Origin of the sequence: Streptococcus pseudopneumoniae, from assembly GCF_038148935.1 — a bacterium.
Lineage (GTDB): Bacteria > Bacillota > Bacilli > Lactobacillales > Streptococcaceae > Streptococcus > Streptococcus pseudopneumoniae_U.
In genome coordinates this window covers 1-19,022 of sequence record NZ_JBBJZX010000014.1, presented here as the reverse complement: position 1 = coordinate 19,022, position 19,022 = coordinate 1, and the positions used below count along the sequence as shown (strand labels likewise).

The window sequence follows — 19,022 nt, the reverse complement described above, 5'->3', positions numbered from 1 at the left end:
ATTAAAAAACTAATTATCTGTTTTTCGTTCAAGCTTTAACTCCATAGGGCAATGTAATGAGCTTAGTCTTGGCCTTCGCGACCAGGACTGTTGACCAACGAGTAGTGTCTCCACTGCTTTGCGGTAGTCATCCGTATCCCTATGGTAGCCTCACCTACCGTTTTCGTCTTTCAGTATAAACCTTTAAAATTTAAAAGTCAATCACTTGAGTTGTTTAACTCTTAGATAACTATCAACTCTTTTGGAGCAAGGGTCAATAATTCACAACCTGTCTCTGTAATCAGGATATCATCCTCGATACGAACGCCATATTTGCCTTCGATATAGATACCCGGCTCATCTGTCAATGCCATACCTGCCTTAATAGTTTCTGTAGAAGTCTGGCTAAAGTATGGTTCCTCATGGATATCCAGTCCAATACCGTGTCCGATACCGTGGGTAAAGTAGTCGCCATAGCCTGCCTCGATGATAATATCACGAGGGATTTTGTCAAAGTCACGGAAACCTAAGCCAGCCTTAGCCTGGTCAATCAAGGCTTGATTGGCTTTGAGAACCGTATTGTAAATCTCTGCCTGCTCGTCGCTGACATGCCCTAGATAGATAGTCCGTGTCATATCACTGACATAGTGGTCATAAAGGCAACCGAAGTCCATAGTAATGGCTTCTCCTAGCTCAACTGGTTTATGCATAGGATGGGCATGAGGCTTAGAAGAATTGATACCGCTAGCTAGAATCGTATCAAAAGACAAGCCAGATGCTCCCAACTCACGCATGCGGAAGTCAAGGAAGTTGGCAATCTCAATTTCAGTCTTTCCTGGCTTAATAAAGTCAAGCGCATCGCGGAAAGCTTGGTCTGAGATAGAACAAGCCTTGCGAATAGCTGCAATCTCCGCTTCATCCTTAATCATTCGAAGACCTTCTACAAACTGAGTTTGTGGAAGCAAGTCAATTCCTTCAAAGGTTGCCTGCATACGGCGATAATAAGACACCGAAATCTCATCCTCAAAACCGATGCGAGACAAGCCCATGTCCTTAACAATTCCTGCAATGACAACCAATTCATCACGGTCAGCCACAATCTCAAAACCACTGGTTTCTTGCTTGGCTGCAATGATATAGCGAGAGTCTGTCACCAATACCTGACGGTCACGGCTGATAAAGACTGTTCCGTTTGAGCCCCAAAAACCAGTCAGGTAATAGACGTTTTTAAGGTTATTGATGATGATACCATCTAGTTCTTTTTCTTGCATTTTAGCTAGAAATGCTTGTACACGTTTATTCATGATGTAACTTTCCTTTCAAATAATGTCCTGTGTAGCTGGCTTCGTTGGCCGCTACTTCTTCTGGAGTTCCTGTTGCGATGATGGTTCCACCACCGACACCGCCCTCAGGTCCCAAGTCAATAATATGGTCTGCCGTCTTGATAACGTCTAAATTGTGCTCGATAACAAGGACTGTATTGCCATCGTCAACAAAGCGAGCCAAGACTTTAAGCAAGCGAGCGATATCCTCAGTATGAAGCCCTGTCGTCGGCTCATCCAAAATGTAGAAAGATTTTCCTGTCGATCGTTTGTGAAGTTCGCTAGCCAACTTCATACGCTGGGCTTCTCCCCCAGAAAGGGTGGTAGCTGGTTGACCTAGCGTCACATAGCCTAGCCCTACATCCTTGATAGTCTGAAGTTTACGCTGAATTTTCGGAATGTGTTGGAAAAATTCTACCGCATCGTTGACGGTCATATCCAAGACCTGCGAGATATTCTTTTCCTTGTAGTGAACTTCTAGGGTTTCACTGTTGTAGCGGGTTCCGTGGCAGACTTCACAAGCTACATAAACATCTGGCAAGAAGTGCATCTCAATCTTGATAATCCCGTCACCTGAGCAGGCTTCACAGCGACCACCCTTGACGTTGAAACTGAAACGACCCTTCTTGTAGCCTCGAATCTTAGCTTCATTTGTCTGGGCAAAGAGGTCACGTATATCGTCAAAAACTCCTGTATAGGTAGCTGGGTTGGACCTCGGCGTCCGTCCAATTGGACTCTGGTCAATGTCAATCAAGCGGTCTACATGCTCAATCCCTGTGATGGTCTTGAATTTACCAGGCTTGTCTGAATTACGGTTGAGCTTCTGGGCAATAGCTTTTTTGAGAATGCTATTGATTAGGGTCGATTTCCCTGAACCTGACACACCTGTCACCGCGATGAATTTTCCTAGTGGGAAGCGAGCTGTGACATTTTGCAGGTTGTTCTCACGCGCTCCTGTCACTTCAATAAAACGACCATTTCCGGCACGGCGCTCTGTTGGCACTGGAATAGCACGTTTGCCTGACAAGTACTGACCTGTGATAGACTTGCTGTTGCGAGCAACCTGCTTGGGCGTACCTGCGGCAACAATCTCACCACCAAAAACACCGGCACCAGGACCAACGTCAATCAGATAATCAGCTTCACGCATGGTATCTTCGTCGTGTTCCACTACAATGAGTGTATTACCCAAGTCGCGCATCTTTTTGAGACTAGCAATCAGACGGTCATTGTCCCTCTGGTGGAGACCGATTGACGGCTCATCCAGGATATAAAGGACACCTGATAAGTTGGAACCAATCTGGGTTGCTAAGCGAATACGCTGACTTTCCCCACCTGAAAGGGTTCCTGCCGAACGAGACAGAGTCAGATAGTTAAGTCCCACGTTATTAAGGAAGGTCAAGCGGTCCTTGATTTCCTTGAGAATGGGACGGGCGATGATGGCTTCATTTTCAGATAGAGTCAACTGACTGACTAATTCCAAGTGATCTGCGATAGACAGGTCTGAAATTTCTCCGATATGTGGCCCTTGCTGGCCACCCACACGGACAGACAAGGCCTGGTCATTGAGACGATAGCCGTGACAAGTTCCGCAGGTCAGCTCATTCATGTAAAGACGCATCTGGATGCGAGTGTAATCGCTGTTTGTCTCGTGATAGCGACGCTTGATATTATTGACAACTCCCTCAAAAGGAATGTCAATATCACGCACACCGCCAAATTCATTCTCATAGTGAAAATGGAATTCCTTACCATCAGATCCATAGAGAATCAAGTTCTTGTCTTCTTCTGACAAGTCCTCAAAAGGCTTATCCATATCCACTCCAAAGGCTGTCATGGCCTGCTCTAGCATGTTTGGATAGTAGTTGGATGAGATAGGATTCCAAGGAGTCAAGGCTCCCTCGCGTAGCGTTTTGCTGGGATCTGGCACTACCAAATCAGTATCCACCTCCAACTTGATGCCCAAACCGTCACACTCACTACAAGAGCCAAAAGGAGCATTGAATGAGAAGAGACGTGGCTCTAACTCTGGAACAGTAAAGCCACAAACTGGACAGGCATAATGCTCAGAGAACAACAACTCAGAGTCGTCCATAGTGTCGATAATGACATAACCTTCTGCAATACGAAGGGCAGCCTCAATAGAATCAAAGAGACGACTACGAATTCCCTCCTTGATAACAATACGGTCAACCACGACATCAATATTGTGTTGCTTGCTCTTAGACAGCTCTGGCACTTCGGTCACATCATAGACTTCCCCATCCACACGGACACGGACATACCCATCTTTCTGAACCTTCTCGATAACACTCTTGTGCTGTCCTTTTTTCTTGCGGATGATTGGAGCTAAAATTTGCAGGCGCTGGCGTTCAGGCAACTCCAAAACCTTATCCACGATTTGCTCCACCGAAGAAGCCTTGATAGCCCCATGCCCGTTGATACAGTAAGGCGTCCCCACACGCGCGTAGAGGAGACGCAGATAGTCATTGATTTCAGTCGTGGTTCCCACCGTCGAGCGAGGGTTTTTGCTAGTCGTTTTCTGGTCAATGGAAATAGCTGGGCTGAGACCATCAATAGCATCTACATCTGGTTTCTCCATATTTCCCAAAAACTGGCGAGCGTAGGCTGACAAACTCTCCACATAGCGACGTTGTCCCTCCGCATAGAGGGTGTCAAAGGCCAGACTGGATTTCCCTGAGCCTGACAAGCCTGTCACAACAACCAGCTTGTCTCGCGGAATCTCCACATCAATATTTTTCAAATTATGGGCACGCGCCCCATGAATGACAATTTTATCTTGCATCTTTGTTCTTTCTAGTCCATTATTGCTTACCATTATACCAAAAAAAGTGAGATTCTATTACCCAAAAGGCTGAATTTGTAGTATAATAGTACGGTGTGAAAAAATCTGAAAAATGAGAAAGGATAAGGGATATGAAACAAGTTTTTCTCTCTACAACAACTGAATTTAAAGAGATCGATACGCTTGAACCGGGTACTTGGATCAATCTCGTCAATCCGACTCAAAATGAATCACTCGAAATCGCTAACGCCTTCGATATCGATATTGCCGACCTTCGAGCACCGCTCGATGCGGAAGAAATGTCTCGTATTACGATTGAAGACGAGTATACCCTGATTATCGTTGACGTGCCGGTCACAGAAGAAAGAAATAACCGCACCTACTACGTCACCATCCCGCTTGGTATTATCATCACTGAGGAAACCATTATCACTACGTGTTTGGAACCTCTACCAGTCCTCGATGTCTTTATCAACCGTCGATTGCGTAATTTCTACACCTTCATGCGTTCGCGTTTTATCTTCCAGATTCTTTATCGCAATGCAGAGCTTTACCTAACAGCCCTTCGTTCAATTGACCGTAAGAGTGAACAAATCGAAAGTCAACTGCATCAATCAACTCGTAATGAAGAATTGATTGAGCTCATGGAATTGGAAAAAACCATCGTCTATTTCAAGGCCTCCCTCAAAACAAATGAGCGCGTGATTAAGAAATTGACCAGCTCAACCAGCAATATCAAGAAATACCTTGAGGACGAAGACCTGCTTGAAGATACCCTGATTGAAACCCAACAGGCCATCGAGATGGCAGACATTTATGGAAACGTCTTGCATTCTATGACAGAGACCTTTGCCTCTATCATTTCCAACAACCAGAACAACATCATGAAAACCTTGGCCCTTGTGACCATCGTTATGTCCATCCCAACCATGGTCTTCTCTGCCTACGGGATGAACTTTAAGGATAATGAAATCCCCCTAAACGGAGAGCCAAATGCCTTCTGGTTAATCGTCTTTATCGCCTTTGCTATGAGTGTCTCGCTCACTCTCTATCTCATCCATAAAAAATGGTTCTAAGAGGAGTTCCTATGTCTCAGATTGATCTACAAAAATTAACAAAGAAAAACCAAGAGTTTGTCCACATCGCTACCCAACAATTCATCAAAGATGGGAAAACAGACGCTGAAATCAAAACTATTTTTGAGGAAGTTATTCCCCAAATCCTTGAGGAGCAAGCCAAAGGTACGACTGCTCGCTCCCTCTATGGCGCACCAACTCACTGGGCTCATAGCTTCACTGTCAAAGAGCAGTACGAAAAAGAGCATCCAAAAGAAAATGATGATCCAAAACTCATGATTATGGATTCAGCCCTTTTCATCACTAGCCTCTTCGCCCTCGTCAGCGCCCTCACAACCTTCTTCTCAGCAGATCAGGCTATCGGTTACGGTTTGATTACCCTCCTGCTAGTTGGACTGGTTGGTGGATTTGCCTTCTACTTGATGTACTACTTCGTTTACCAATACTACGGGCCTGATATGGACCGCAGTCAACGTCCACCTTTCTGGAAATCTGTACTAGTTATCCTAGCCTCTATGTTTCTTTGGTTGCTTGTCTTCTTTGCAACAAGCTTCCTACCAGCTAGCCTTAACCCAGTACTTGCTCCATTGCCGTTGGCTATTATCGGAGCAGCCCTCCTAGCCCTTCGCTTCTATCTCAAGAAACGCTTGAACATCCGCAGCGCAAGTGCAGGACCAACACGCTATTAAGAAGAATGATAAAAGCAACTGCAGGCGTGGTTGCTTTTTCACGGCTCTTTTTTGATTTTAAAGTATTCTTCTGAAATCCCACATAGCTCTATCTAATCTTTTGTGATAAAATAGGCTCAATCTATTTCTAGGAGGATAAGATATGGTTTCTACTATTGGTATTGTTAGTTTATCTAGTGGCATTATCGGAGAGGACTTTGTCAAACACGAAGTGGACTTGGGTGTCCAACGTCTCAAGGACCTGGGACTCAATCCTATCTTTTTGCCCCATTCGCTAAATGGATTAGACTTTATCAAGGACCATCCTGAAGCGCGTGCAGAGGATTTGATTCATGCCTTTTCTGATGATAGCATCGATATGATTCTATGTGCCATCGGTGGAGACGATACCTATCGCTTGCTACCTTATCTTTTTGAAAATGACCAACTCCAAAAGGTTATCAAACAAAAAATTTTTCTTGGCTTCTCGGATACAACCATGAACCATCTCATGTTGCATAAACTAGGAATCAAGACTTTTTATGGGCAATCCTTTTTAGCAGATATTTGTGAATTAGACAAAGAAATATTAGCCTATAGCCTTGACTATTTTAAAGAATTGATTGAGACGGGAAGAATCTCAGAAATCCGCCCTAGTGACGTTTGGTATGAGGAACGAACTGATTTTAGTCCCAAGGCTCTGGGGACACCTCGTGTCAGTCATGCAAATACTGGTTTTGACTTGTTGCAAGGAAATGCCCAGTTCGAGGGAGAAATCCTCGGTGGCTGTCTCGAATCTCTCTATGATATCTTTGACAATTCTCGATACGCAGATAGCACGAACCTCTGCCAAAAGTACAAACTTTTCCCTGACTTGTCAGACTGGGAAGGAAAAATCCTCTTGCTAGAGACAAGCGAAGAAAAGCCTGAGCCGGAAGACTTCAAAAAGATGTTGCAGACTTTAAAGAACACTGGTATATTCGAGGCCATCAGTGGACTCCTGGTCGGAAAACCTATGGATGAAACTTTCTATGACGACTATAAAGAGGCACTATTGGATATTATTGACAGCAATATTCCGATTCTCTATAATCTAAATGTCGGCCACGCAACTCCAAGAGCAATTGTCCCCTTTGGCGTCCATGCCCATGTAGATGCACAGGAGCAAGTCATTCGCTTTGACTATAACAAAAAATAAATAGTTTCTCTATTTTTGTGCTTTTGTATTGGTTTTCATTACAATTTGTATCTGAATTTATTGCATTTCGCTAATTTCTATGATATCCTTTTGTAGGAGGTGTATATGACAAAACAAAAAATTAATCGAATCGTAGGTTCTATTGGTGCCTTTATTGGAATTATAGTATTTATTGCCTACATACCTCAAATTATCGCTAATTTACAGGGAAATAAAGCTCAACCATTTCAACCTTTATCAGCTGCAATATCTTGCTTAATCTGGGTTATTTATGGATGGACAAAGGAACCTAAGAAGGATTGGATACTAATCATTCCAAATTCAGCTGGTGTTATTTTAGGTGGAATCACTTTTTTGACTTCACTCTAACAAATCTAATAGTATATATAAAAAGCTGGGAAAAACTTCTCAGCTTTTTTCTATATTCTAAGATATTCTAGTTACCTGTACACACTAGTGACCGCTTTTCCACTCACAATCATTCTCGTGGTCATCAACTAGCCCTGCTGCTTGTAGAAAAGATAAGACGGCGACTGGTCCTGTGAACTTGAAGCCTCGTTTTTTGAGATCTTTGGCTAATTTCTCAGACAAAGGTGTTTTAGCTGGGGCTTGGCGGTAGTCGGGAACATCATTGACGATCGTTTTCCCCTCAACAAAAGACCAAAGATAGGCATCAAAAGAGCCGTACTCTTCCTGTAGTCGTAGAAAGGCTTGGGCGGTAGCGCGGGTAGCAAAAATCTTGGCTCTATTTCGAATTATGGCTGGATTATCCAGCAAGGCTTCCAATTCGGTGTCGGTCATATCTGCGACCGCTTGAATTTGATAGCCATGAAAGGCTTCTCGGAAAGCCTGGCGTTTGTTGAGTACCGTTTCCCAAGACAGACCTGCCTGATAGGTTTCCATGCACAACAACTCAAACAATGCTTGATCATCATGGAGGGGATGACCCCACTCCTCATCATGATAGGCGATATAGAGCGGATTGGTCACCTTGACCCACGAACAACGTTTTGTCATGCTCTGCTCCTATTTGACCAACATTTTAAGGGCCGACTTGATATAGTTCTCAGCTGTATCTGTCGTTCCTTCAAAGAATTTCTTGATTTTCTTGAGTTCGGTCGCCTTGTAGCCCAGAGCCAACATGGCTTCCATGGCTTCTTCCAATTCTTGGTTTTCAGCGCTAGCTTGCACTGCGACCTTGGCAGGAAGGTCATCTCCTGCAACTACTACCTTGCCTTCCAAGTCTAGCACCATCTGCTGGGCTGTTTTCTTACCAATTTTAGGGAACTTGGTCAAGTAGGTGATGTTCTTGGTTTCGATGGCTTGAACCAAGCCAGCATTGTCATCAGCAGCGATAATAGCAAGAGCTGATACAGGACCAATCCCAGAAACCGAAATCAGACTGAGGAAGAGTTTTTTCTCGTCTTCTGAACGAAATCCATAAAGCAGATGGGCGTCCTCACGCACAACCTGATGCACATAAATTTGAGCTTCTTGGTTGACCTGACCTGAATAAGCATAGGGGTTGGCCACATGCAGGATATAACCGATACCGTTGGTTTCAAGAACAATGTATTTGGCAGTAATTTTGGTAATAATTCCTTTTAAATATTCGTACATAGTTTTCCTTTTAGTTTAATATTTCCCCAACTCACGGAGACTGGTGTGATTTTCCTGAATACGTCGGAACATCTTTTCCATATCCGACTTGGTAAAATGCACCAAAACAGGCCTTCCGTGAGGACAGTTATAGGGATTGTCACATTGAGAAAGCTGATAGAGGAGTTGTCTAGCTGAATGATCATCAATACGATGATTGGCCTTGATAGATCGCTTGCAAGACATCATGATAGCCAGCTCTGCTCGGTATTTCTTGATAGAAACTTCCTTGGTCAAAAGGAGCATGTCGCACATCTCATAGATGCCTGATTCAATCTCTTCTTCTGCCATCCAAATAGGATGTTCACGTAAGATGAATTGATTTTCCCCGTACTCTGCTAGAAAGACGCCAACTTCCTCTAAAAGAGGCATTCTTTCCTTGAGACGCAGGGCATCATCCGCTGGAAATTCAAAGATGTAAGGTACTAGGAGTTGCTGCTGGCTCTGGTCAACATTCCCAATGCTTTCACGGTACTCCTCGTACTTAACCCGTTCCTGAGCGGCGTGCTGGTCTATGATGTAGAGCCCATCTCGTCCTTGGGCAAAAAGATAGGTCCCGTGCATTTGTCCGAAAAATTCCAACTCTGGGAAGCTTGATGATTCTTCTTGCTCCAGCTTGTCATAGGCCTTATCAAGACTTGCTAAGTCTAACTCTGGATGGTCTAGTTGGTCATAGTTAGCTGGCTTTCTCTCTGCAAAATGCAATTTTGCTGGCTTGGTCAATTGGTCCAAGGTTTCCTTGGCAAATAAAGTCAAATCCTGTCCTTCATCAGTCAATTCTACCTGATAATCAGCCACCTCAGCTTGACTAGGTCTTGACGGATCAGTTTTCTCATAGTAGAGCGTATTTTCTTTGAGTGGGAGAATCGTCTGCTCCACCTTCTCACGATTGCGCACGGTCGATTTGACAAGATTTTCCAAGGCATCAGGTATCAAGGTTTGTTCCTTGAGACTATTTGCAATCGCTTCTGAAACCAGGGTCATCAGTTCTTTTTCCTTGGAAATCCGCACCTCTTGCTTGGTTGGATGCACATTGACATCCGCTAGATAGGGGTCGATATGGATGTGAATGACAGCCAGTGGAAAACGGCCCACCATGAGCTTGCTTCCGTAGCCATCCAAAATAGCACGATTAAGCAGGAAGTTCTTGATATAACGGCCATTGATGAAGAGGCTGATATAGTTGCGGTTGGCTCGGGTTAACTCAGGCAGAGACACAAAACCTGAAATTTCGAAATCTAGGTCAGAATTCTCAATTTCAATCATCTTCTTGGCACTCGCCAAACCGTAAATCCCTGCGATAGCTTGGCGCAGTTGACCAGTTCCTGCTGTCCGCGTCATTTCCTTGCCATCACTAATCAAACTGAAGGAAATCTCAGGATGGGCCAAGCCCAGACGGTTGACAATATCAATGATATGAGACAACTCTGCTTGCTGGCTCTTCATATACTTGAGACGGGCAGGCGTGTTGAAAAAGAGGTCCTCCACACAAACCTTGGTTCCCACTGGACTGGTCGCTGGGATGATTTCTTCTACTTCTCCCCCACGCGCAACGAGCTTAGTCCCATGACTTGCACCATCCACCGCCGTCAACAGAGTCAAGACACTAACAGAAGCGATAGAAGGCAGGGCTTCACCACGAAAACCAAGCGTGCGAATCCGAAAGAGATCTGCTTGATTTTTTATCTTACTGGTTGCATGGCGACGCAGGGCCAACTCCACCTCATCGTGGGCAATTCCATGACCATTATCTGTGATTTGAATGTTCTTGAGACCTGCTTCCTCAATCTCAATGATAATCTGACTAGAGCCAGCATCAATGGCATTTTCTACCAACTCTTTGACCACACTGGCAGGACGTTCGATAACCTCTCCTGCCGCGATCTGGTTTGCCAACACCTCTGGCAATTCAATAATATGAGACATCTTTCAGCCCCTTTCCGTATCTATTTTCCTAGAAATTGATAGTGCTATTATACCATATTTCAGACAGGACAGAAAAGCAAGCGCCACATAGGAACCAAATCCCTCCACATAGACAAAGTCCCTTGCCATAGGCTATAAAATAGTGTTTAATAAAGGTGTACAAGAAGTGATCACAATTTTGTATGAAAAACAAGGAGAGAAATTTATGAAAGTAGAACTACAGATTAGTGAAACTTACAAGGAGGAAAAGCTGATTGTCCAAGCACCTCAAGAAACCGATAAAATCCAGAAAGTCATCGAGTTCGCAGAAAATCTGGACCAAAAAGAAACAATCAAAGGAAAGATTGATGATCAGGTCTATCTCGTTAAGATTGGTAAGATACAACGCTTCTATATCGAGAATCGGAAGGTTTTAGCAGAAACAGCGAGTCAGACCTACAGCATTGATTTACGTCTCTATCAGGTCCTTGAAATTCTGCCAACAACTTTTATCCAAATTTCCCAATCTGAAATCATCAATATCGACTCCATCTCCCATCTCAAGCTCACCCCCAACGGTCTGGTAGAAATCTTTCTAAAAAACGAAAGCTTCACCTACTCTTCACGCCGTTATCTAAAAACCATCAAGGAGAAATTAGAACTATGAAAAAACAAATCTTCCACGACGCAGCTGCTGGTGTCCTCATCGGCCACATCCTCTCTATCATCTTTTCACTCATTTATGCACCAAATACCTACGCACCACTAAATCCCTACTCTAGCATCGGCCAAGTGATAGCTCAACATCAGGTTCACGGTGCCCTGGTCTTGCTCTACTGTACTCTTATCTGGGCAGCCATCGGTATTCTCTTCAACTTTGGTAAACGATTATTCAGCCGTGACTGGAGCATACTTCGTGCGACGCTTTCCCATTTCTTCCTCATGCTGGCTGGTTTTGTCCCACTGGCAACTCTGGCAGGTTGGTTCCCCTTCCACTGGATTTTCTATCTCCAACTCATTATCGAGTTTGCGATTGTCTACCTCATCATTTGGACTATTTCCTATAAAAGAGCATCAAAAAAAGTAGACCATATCAATCAACTATTAGAGCATAGAAAGTAAGAATCTCATAATAAGCAAATCCGAGAAAGAAACTTCTCGGTTTTTCTTTATCCTGCTGCACCTTTCTATCATAGCGGTTATTTTCAGATCTTCTTTGTAAATTTTCTGTAATTTTCCATATTTTTTCAAAATCATCTTGCATTTTCCTAAAGTTTTTTGTAGAATATAGATTACATATCCAGATTATTCTGAAAATTCAAAAAGGAGTATCTATCATGTCGCAAGCTATTTCGTTAAATCAATCAACCTGGACAAGTAAACTAAAAGCAATGGGACCTGGAATCCTAATGGCTTCTGCCGCTGTTGGTGGTTCCCACATTGTATCTTCCACTCAAGCTGGTGGTTCTTACGGTTGGTCCCTACTTCTCTTGGTCATCTTAGCCAATGTCTTTAAATATCCATTTTTCCGTTTTGGTGCTGAATACACAGCTGATACTGGAAAGACTTTGGTTGAAGGTTATGCCGAAAAAGGAAAACTCTATCTCTGGATTTTCTTTATCCTTAATGTCTTTTCGGCTATGGTCAACACAGCTGGTGTTGCCATTCTGTGCTCAGCTATCATCGCCAGTGCCTTCCCACTGATTGGACTTAGCATTACTCAGTGGTCCCTCATTCTCGTTGCAATCATTTGGGCTATGCTACTCTTTGGAGGCTACAAACTTTTAGACGGCATGGTCAAATGGATTATGTCTGCCTTAACCATTGCAACTGTTCTTGCAGTTATCATCGCAGCGGTCAAGCATCCAGAATACAGTTCTGATTTTGTCGAGAAGACACCTTGGCAAATGGCAGCGCTGCCCTTCATCGTCTCCCTCCTAGGATGGATGCCGGCTCCTATTGAAATTTCAGCTATCAATTCGCTTTGGTCAGCTGAAAAGAGAAAGACCGTCAACTTTAACACAGAAGATGCTCTGTTTGACTTTAACACTGGTTATATTGGAACAGCTATCCTAGCCGTCTTCTTTGTGGCACTGGGAGCATTGATTCAATATCCTACAGGGCAAGCAGTTGAAGCCGCTTCAGCCAAATACATCTCTCAATTCGTGGGCATGTATGCCTCTGTTCTTGGCGAATGGTCCCGTTACTTGATTACCTTTATTGCCTTCCTGTGTATCTTTGGAACAGTTATCACTGTTATTGATGGCTATTCTCGCGTCAATCAGGAATCTCTCCGACTGCTAATCAGTCAAAAAGAAGACAATCGTAAATCTTTGAACATCTGGATGACCATCACTGCTATCATCGGTATCATCATTATCAAGTTCTTCGCTGGTCAGGTTTCAACCATGCTCCGCTTTGCCATGATTGGTTCTTTCCTGACAACACCATTCTTCGCTCTTTTAAACTACGCCTTGGTAACGCGTGAAAACAAAAATCTTCCTTCTTGGCTCAAACACCTTGCCATTGCAGGATTGATTTTCCTCTTTGGCTTCGCCATCTTCTTTATCTACGCACTCGCAATCGGAAAAGCAGGATAACTAACAAGCTCTAGATGAAGATAAGGTTTCATTTCAAGAGAAAATTCAGCAAATATTTCTATAATAAAAAGCATAAGAACAAGGTTTTGAATACCTGAACTTATGCTTTTTTACCTTCTTAAAGACTGTTTATACTCAAAGAGCAGTTGAAAAACTCCAACCGCCTCTTATAAGAACTTTATACTATTCGAAAATCTCTTCAAACCACGTCAGCTCTATCTGCAACCTCAAAGCTGTGCTTTGAGCAACCTGCGACTAGCTTCCTAGTTTGCTCTTTGATTTTCATTGAGTATTAATTCTCCCTTTCCAACTCATACAAATCTGCGATAATCGCTGCGACATGTTTGATATCTTCCAGCATACCTCGCATTTCAAAGTCAGCCAATACAGGGAAACCAAAACGTTGACTGTATTGCTTGGCTGTCAGGCAGTATTGGTTATTAAAGTTACGATTTCCTGAACCAACCACACCAAAACACTTACTAGCATTGTCACCATAGGCGATAAAATCCCCAACGGGTGTCGTCAAGATCTCAACATCTCCGTTATCCACGCCATTCCCACCTTCAAGGTAGGTCGGCAAAAAAGCAACATAGGGATGGTCCATTTCATAAAAATCTTGGCCTTCCTTGACCAAATCCTTGATATGAATCTTTTGGACTTCAATCCCCTCGTACTGGGACAAGAGATAATCTTTCAAGCGCGTCACAAAACTCTCAGTATTCCCACTCAGACTGATATAAACTAAAGAAATTGTCTTCATATGTACCTCCATGATTTTATTTTTAATCGAAAAAGAACTACCAAGATTGTATCTTGATAGTTCTTTTTTGTCAATACTTAGGCAAGATTTTCTGCTTCCTCTTCTTCTGCCAAGGCTTTCTGCTGACGCCACATCTTATAGAAGACAAGAGCTAGGAAGAGAACATTGATGACGATATAGAAAATGCTGACAGCTTTTGAACCAATACTCATTGTCAAACGCATGCTCTCATCTTGAACCAACTGCACAGCGTCCTGTAAACCAACATAGCCATAAATCGAACCGATAATAGCTAACAAAACATAGCCAACGTAAGTATAGTTTGCATATTGCAAATTCTTACAAATAAGGAAGACAATCGCTACGACCACTAAAATAGCAGATAGCACAATCAAGGCCATATTAAAAATAGAATGATACGCTTCTGCTACTCTATAGGTATAATTAAGCTGGTCTTCTAATTGCTGAGCACTGACCCCTGCAACTTGTTTCTGAGCGGCAGCGGCACGAAGGGCTTCTTTGCTAGGCAAGGGACTCAACATTCCAAACAGAGACGTAGCTGAAATAAGGGCAGACAAGATTAGCAAGACCCATAGATAAATCGGTTTCTTTTTCATGATAGAACCTCCTGATATTATTATTTATATTATAGCACTTTTTGTAAAGGGATACAAATCTTATAGTATCGTTTCTACCTGTTTTCGGTAGGCTTTGGGAGACTTTCCGCACAATTTTCGGAAAACTTTATAAAAATATCCAACGTTACTGTAGCCAACAGCATAACAAATATCTTCGATACTGTCACTGGTTGAAAGCAAAAGTTGTTGGGCAGCCTTAATACGTTGTTTGTTTAGTAACTCTGCAAAGGTCGAATCGGTTTCTCGCTTAATCAACTGCCCTAGATAGACAGGATTGATAAAGAGAGCCTTACTGATATCCTTGAGGGAAAGCTCTTTTTGGTAATCACGACCAATGACTTCCAACACACTGACCACATTTTCATTCATACGGTATTGACCGAAAAAGCTGATCAGAGTTTCCTTGATATAAGAAACCAATTCATCGAAAGATTGAATAGCATGAATGGTTTTGACAATATCCGTCATATCATCAGCTTTGAGATGTTCAAACAAGTGAAAGACATCCATGACAAACTGGATAAAAAGCTGTTTGGTAATCGGAACACGCGGTGTATTTTCAAGAACCACCTTCTCCAAAAGGTTCAATTCTTCCACGATTTGATTGAGATTCCCCTGAATGATAACCCTATAAATCGGTTCATAGTAGGCAAAAAGGCTCTCCGACTGCTGTAGATTTACAGAGCCGTAAAAGAGGGCTTTCTCAGCATTCAGCTTCCAACGTTCAAAGTGTTCTTGATAAGGGGCTTCAAAGGGAGTAACGACTAAACCATCTAGGGGTTGGTCAGAAATGAAAATCTGCCAGTCTTGACCCAAGACATAGTAGGGAATGGTGAAGGAACCTTGTTTTTCCTTGGATAGACCTATCCACCAGTTCTCCTTACCTCCTAAATAATTAACAAATCCAGCCTCATCTAAATCTTGACTGAGGGTTTGACTTTTCTTTCCTCTCTCGCTAAGCTGATCTGCAATCTTCTCCAGCAGATTTCCCAACTCTACCTTATCAACAGGCTTGACCAAATAGTCCACAACACTAAGGTTCATTGCTCTTTTTACATAATCAAACTCCTGATAACCTGAGAGCAGGATATAGGCAGCATCTGGTAAGATCTCTTTCATCTCCCGAATCATATCAAGCCCTGTTTTGTCGGGCATATTGACATCTGAAATGATGACATCGACGGGATTTTCCTGAACATATTCTAGGGCTTCATCGGCATGACTGGCTGTTGTGACGACCTCCATATCCCACTTATCAAAGGGAATCAAACGTTTCAGACCTTCTGTCACCATGTACTCATCATCTACTAATAATACTTTATACATTTTCTCCCTCTCTACTCATCTTGAATTGTAATACGATACTGAACACCTACTTGCTCTGCAGAATCTATAGTAATAGCATAGCGATCCCCAAAATAGAGCACAAAACGCTCATGGACATTGACAATCCCGATAGACTGCTTTTGATCACTGTAGCTGGCTTGGTGTTCAAAATGTCTCTGCCTTAATTTTTCTCGAATACTTGCCAGTTTTTCAGCCGACATTCCTCTACCATTATCGACCACCAAAATTTCCACAAAACCATCCTGTTTAAGAGCCTTGATGCTAATCACATTATCTGTCCGCCTGTGGTCAACACCATGCGCGAAATAGTTTTCTACCAGCGGTTGCAAGGTAAACTTGGGAATCTTCATATTCTCTAACTCTGGATCTATCTTGAAACCATAGGCAATGGACTTAGGATAGCGAACCATGCAGAGATAGCTGTATTTACGGCAAAATTCTAATTCCTGTTTGAGAAGAGTCTCTCTTTCGTCGGAAATATTGTTACGCAAGAGACTACTGAATTCATAAATGATATCTGCTAACTCATCTTGACTTTGCATGACTGCGTACATACGCAAGAACTCCAGAGTATTGTACATGAAGTGAGGGTTGATTTGCGCCTGCAAGGCCCGCATATTGGCATCTTTTTGACTAAGCTCTAACTGGTAAATATCATGGATATTCTTTTCCAAGCGATCCAACATATCATTAGTGGTCTCTGCGATTAAGAGCAATTCCTGATCCTTTTCAAGCGTATCGATGCGAAGACCTTCTTGCCCTTGGGCAATAGCTTGGATGGAATCCACCAGATCCACTACCTGCTTTTGATAATTGGCAAAGGTCTGCCTCAAAGTCAGATAGAGAATAACAATAAAGAGCATGCTCAAGCCCACAATCAAAGCAGAGCTAGCCACTGTTCCTTGTAAAACAAAGTTTTTAGGAACTGCCACCTGAACCTGATAGCCATGAGAGGTCACACCAACAAACCAGTTCTCATGTTCCCTATTGACCCTCTCACCAATATGAAAAATTTCCGTATCAAATGGTGATGTCACAGTAACAGCCATCGGAATATGACCTCGGGTATTGTCAATGGCATGATATAAAACTTCTGGATCCAAGGAGATGTAAATCACTCCTATAGATTGATCCGTTGCTGGGTCTAAAATAGGCACTCCAAAACTATTGGCCTCTGGTTTAAAACCTTCCGCAAGTACCGAATGACCCCCTCTCTCATTTCTGCTCGAAACATAAACTTCTTTAAAGTCCTGCAAGACGATTGCAACACCCGTTATATAGTCATTTTGGACATAAAGATCATCAATATTTTCATACAGAGAAATAGAAGTTGACGAAGCTGCTTGATGCTCCAACAGCCAATAAAAATACTCAGAAGTTGACAGGCTAAAGTACTTATAAACCCCTTGTATCCTGTCTTGATTGGCTACTAAATCTTGCGCTAGCTGGGCTGACTCGCGATAATAATATTCCACCTCTTCGACTGTTCTAGTGGTTACACGCTGGGCTACTCTCTGAGCTTCCTTTTCACGTGAATCCCAGTCAGCGTAAGAGAGTAAGATTGCAAAACTCGCAATAATAATCATCATAACTGAACTGTAGGTTCTCAGAAGCGTATGTAGCCAAAACTGCTTCATTCTACTTTGTCGCCAATTTTTCATGGATACTTTCATAGACCGGTTCCAACATATCACTGATAAAGAAATGCCACATCCCAATTCCTACAAAGAAAAGTAGGGCAGGCATATAGTAACCAATTGCCACAAGTAGCACGGTCCCAAGGAGAACCTTTGCCACAGCCGCTAAGCTCATAAAGATGCCAATCAAGGATAATTTGAGACTATTTCGATAAGACAAGTCAAAATAAACTTGTAATTTCAAAGATACTGTATAAGCCAAAAAGATCAGGGCAACTACTAGAACATTCAAAAAGGTCGCAATCAAATGAATAATAGTCTGATGAGGCAATTGCACCAAGAGATACAAGCCATAGACCAAAACTAGATCCACTCCTAAAAAGCTATAGAAAATCAGGTTGCTTGAAACAAAATTTTGCTTATAAAGAGACCAAGCCTCCTTCAAACTGTATTCCCGAAAGCTATAACCATGTTCTGCATATAGGCTCATCAAGGTGGCACTAGCCGGCGCTAGACCAAGGATAATACCTCCTACTAAAGTTAATAGCCAAAAGAAGGCTGTCGTAATCATCCCTAAAAAGAAACGATTAAAGACAAAGTCTAAAAATCTCCCCATGATATCCTCCTAAAAATAACTATGAAACTATTATATCATATTTCAAGCGTTTTCAAAAAATTCTAGTGCCCATTTACAATCCCATCAAACCGTGATACAATGAGAATTGTGAAAAAATGATCAGGAGACAATTCATGAAGAAATCTATCTTAACTACACTGCTTTTTGCAGTTCTTTACTTCCTCTCCATGGGGATTGGTGTCCTTTTGGGCAATCTCTTTGACCAAACTGGAAACATGTTTTATGCGCCTGCCTTTACTGCCCTTGTCGGCGGTAGCGTCTATATGATCCTAGTCGCAAAAGTTCCGCGTTTTGGAGCCATTACCACTATCGGCCTTGTCATTGCTCTCTTTTTCTTGGGAACTAAACACGGTGCCGGTGCCTTCCTTCCTGGAATTATCTGTGGCCTCCTAGCAAATGGAGTAGCTCATTTAGGAAAATACAAGGATCAAACAAAGAACTTCCTTTCTTTCGTTATTTTCGCCTTTAGCTCAACTGGTCCAATCTTACTTATGTGGATTGCGCCCAAAACCTATATGGCAACCCTTCTAGCAAGAGGAAAATCACAAGAGTATATCGACCGTATCATGGTTGCGCCAAATCCTGGAACCATCCTTTTATTTATCGCAAGTGTTGTCATCGGAGCCCTAGTTGGTGCCTTAATTGGACAAGCCTTGAGTAAAAAATTTGCACAGAAAATCTGATAAATAAAAAAGAGCCGCACGGCTCTTTTTTATTTATGACTCAAGACTTAGTCAAGAAGTCTCCCAAGAATTGGATTGCAAAGATAATCAAAATGATAATGATA

General features: G+C 42.6%; 18 protein-coding genes, 1 pseudogene and 1 riboswitch. Of the genes and pseudogenes, 8 read left to right on the top strand and 11 right to left on the bottom strand.

The features are described from left to right. Positions 1-13: 13 nt before the first annotated feature. A riboswitch (M-box (ykoK) riboswitch) is annotated at positions 14-164 on the bottom strand. 57 nt (positions 165-221) lie between these two features. Both WKI42_RS02830 and uvrA read right to left on the bottom strand, forming a co-directional pair. Beyond that, positions 222-1,283: a M24 family metallopeptidase gene (locus WKI42_RS02830; RefSeq protein ID WP_001042865.1), complete on the bottom strand. Its 1,062-nt coding sequence runs from the start codon at positions 1,281-1,283 to the stop codon at positions 222-224. After that, positions 1,276-4,107: an excinuclease ABC subunit UvrA gene (gene uvrA / locus WKI42_RS02825; RefSeq protein WP_368081131.1), complete on the bottom strand. Its 2,832-nt coding sequence runs from the start codon at positions 4,105-4,107 to the stop codon at positions 1,276-1,278. Before uvrA ends, WKI42_RS02830 begins: the two co-directional genes overlap by 8 nt. A 131-nt stretch (positions 4,108-4,238) precedes the next feature. On the opposite strand from uvrA, the gene WKI42_RS02820 reads away from it, so the two are divergent. The 4 genes from WKI42_RS02820 to WKI42_RS02805 all read left to right on the top strand — a co-directional run bounded on the left by WKI42_RS02820 (position 4,239) and on the right by WKI42_RS02805 (position 7,418). Further along, positions 4,239-5,183 (top strand): magnesium transporter CorA family protein, encoded by a 945-nt coding sequence (locus WKI42_RS02820; protein WP_000815623.1) that lies wholly within the window; start codon positions 4,239-4,241, stop codon positions 5,181-5,183. 11 nt (positions 5,184-5,194) lie between these two features. Then, positions 5,195-5,872 carry a DUF1129 domain-containing protein gene (locus WKI42_RS02815; RefSeq protein ID WP_000078018.1) on the top strand — a complete coding sequence of 226 codons (678 nt, stop codon included), beginning with the start codon at positions 5,195-5,197 and terminating at the stop codon, positions 5,870-5,872. A 142-nt stretch (positions 5,873-6,014) separates the two neighbouring features. Beyond that, the gene (locus WKI42_RS02810) at positions 6,015-7,049 is read left to right on the top strand and encodes a S66 peptidase family protein (protein WP_368081130.1); all 1,035 of its coding nucleotides are present in this window, start codon (positions 6,015-6,017) and stop codon (positions 7,047-7,049) included. Positions 7,050-7,154: 105 nt separating this feature from the next. After that, positions 7,155-7,418 (top strand): SemiSWEET family transporter, encoded by a 264-nt coding sequence (locus WKI42_RS02805; RefSeq protein ID WP_000166114.1) that lies wholly within the window; start codon positions 7,155-7,157, stop codon positions 7,416-7,418. A gap of 84 nt (positions 7,419-7,502) precedes the next feature. Here the strand turns inward: WKI42_RS02805 and WKI42_RS02800 are convergent, their stop codons facing one another. From WKI42_RS02800 to mutL, 3 genes are read right to left on the bottom strand one after another with little or no spacing between them, the layout of a single operon-like run. Beyond that, positions 7,503-8,066, bottom strand: coding sequence for a DNA-3-methyladenine glycosylase I (locus WKI42_RS02800; RefSeq protein ID WP_368081129.1), 564 nt, complete (start codon positions 8,064-8,066; stop codon positions 7,503-7,505). A 9-nt stretch (positions 8,067-8,075) separates the two neighbouring features. After that, positions 8,076-8,669, bottom strand: coding sequence for a Holliday junction branch migration protein RuvA (gene ruvA / locus WKI42_RS02795; RefSeq protein WP_000273417.1), 594 nt, complete (start codon positions 8,667-8,669; stop codon positions 8,076-8,078). Between the two features lie 15 nt (positions 8,670-8,684). Further along, entirely contained in the window at positions 8,685-10,634 is a 1,950-nt protein-coding gene (gene mutL, locus WKI42_RS02790; RefSeq protein ID WP_368081128.1) for a DNA mismatch repair endonuclease MutL, read from the bottom strand. Between the two features lie 205 nt (positions 10,635-10,839). Here mutL and WKI42_RS02785 point away from each other — a divergent pair, with 205 nt between their 5' ends. From WKI42_RS02785 to WKI42_RS02775, 3 genes are all read left to right on the top strand, one after another. Next, positions 10,840-11,280, top strand: coding sequence for a LytTR family DNA-binding domain-containing protein (locus WKI42_RS02785; RefSeq protein WP_368081127.1), 441 nt, complete (start codon positions 10,840-10,842; stop codon positions 11,278-11,280). Next, positions 11,277-11,735 (top strand): DUF3021 domain-containing protein, encoded by a 459-nt coding sequence (locus WKI42_RS02780; RefSeq protein WP_368081126.1) that lies wholly within the window; start codon positions 11,277-11,279, stop codon positions 11,733-11,735. The genes WKI42_RS02785 and WKI42_RS02780 overlap by 4 nt, the downstream gene beginning before the upstream one ends. Positions 11,736-11,950: 215 nt before the next feature. Next, entirely contained in the window at positions 11,951-13,213 is a 1,263-nt protein-coding gene (locus WKI42_RS02775) for an NRAMP family divalent metal transporter (protein ID WP_368081125.1), read from the top strand. 292 nt (positions 13,214-13,505) lie between these two features. On the opposite strand, the gene nrdI is transcribed toward WKI42_RS02775, so the two are convergent. The 5 genes from nrdI to WKI42_RS02750 form a co-directional block, all read right to left on the bottom strand. Continuing rightward, entirely contained in the window at positions 13,506-13,976 is a 471-nt protein-coding gene (gene nrdI, locus WKI42_RS02770) for a class Ib ribonucleoside-diphosphate reductase assembly flavoprotein NrdI (protein ID WP_368081124.1), read from the bottom strand. Positions 13,977-14,053: 77 nt separating this feature from the next. Continuing rightward, entirely contained in the window at positions 14,054-14,593 is a 540-nt protein-coding gene (locus tag WKI42_RS02765; RefSeq protein WP_368081123.1) for an ABC transporter permease, read from the bottom strand. A 60-nt stretch (positions 14,594-14,653) separates the two neighbouring features. Further along, complete coding sequence (locus WKI42_RS02760; protein ID WP_368081122.1) at positions 14,654-15,940, bottom strand: response regulator transcription factor; 1,287 nt, start codon at positions 15,938-15,940, stop codon at positions 14,654-14,656. Between the two features lie 11 nt (positions 15,941-15,951). Then, on the bottom strand, positions 15,952-17,622 hold the full coding sequence (locus WKI42_RS02755; RefSeq protein WP_368081137.1) for a sensor histidine kinase: 1,671 nt from the start codon (positions 17,620-17,622) through the stop codon (positions 15,952-15,954). Next, positions 17,600-18,214, bottom strand: a complete 615-nt coding sequence (locus WKI42_RS02750) for a YesL family protein (RefSeq protein WP_368081121.1) — start codon at positions 18,212-18,214, stop codon at positions 17,600-17,602. Before WKI42_RS02750 ends, WKI42_RS02755 begins: the two co-directional genes overlap by 23 nt. 134 nt (positions 18,215-18,348) lie before the next feature. Between WKI42_RS02750 and WKI42_RS02745 the strand changes: the two genes are divergently transcribed. After that, positions 18,349-18,918 carry an MptD family putative ECF transporter S component gene (locus WKI42_RS02745; protein WP_368081120.1) on the top strand — a complete coding sequence of 190 codons (570 nt, stop codon included), beginning with the start codon at positions 18,349-18,351 and terminating at the stop codon, positions 18,916-18,918. Positions 18,919-18,947: 29 nt separating this feature from the next. Here WKI42_RS02745 and WKI42_RS11065 read toward each other — a convergent pair. Further along, a pseudogene (locus WKI42_RS11065) lies at positions 18,948-19,022 on the bottom strand (ABC transporter permease); the annotation flags it as partial.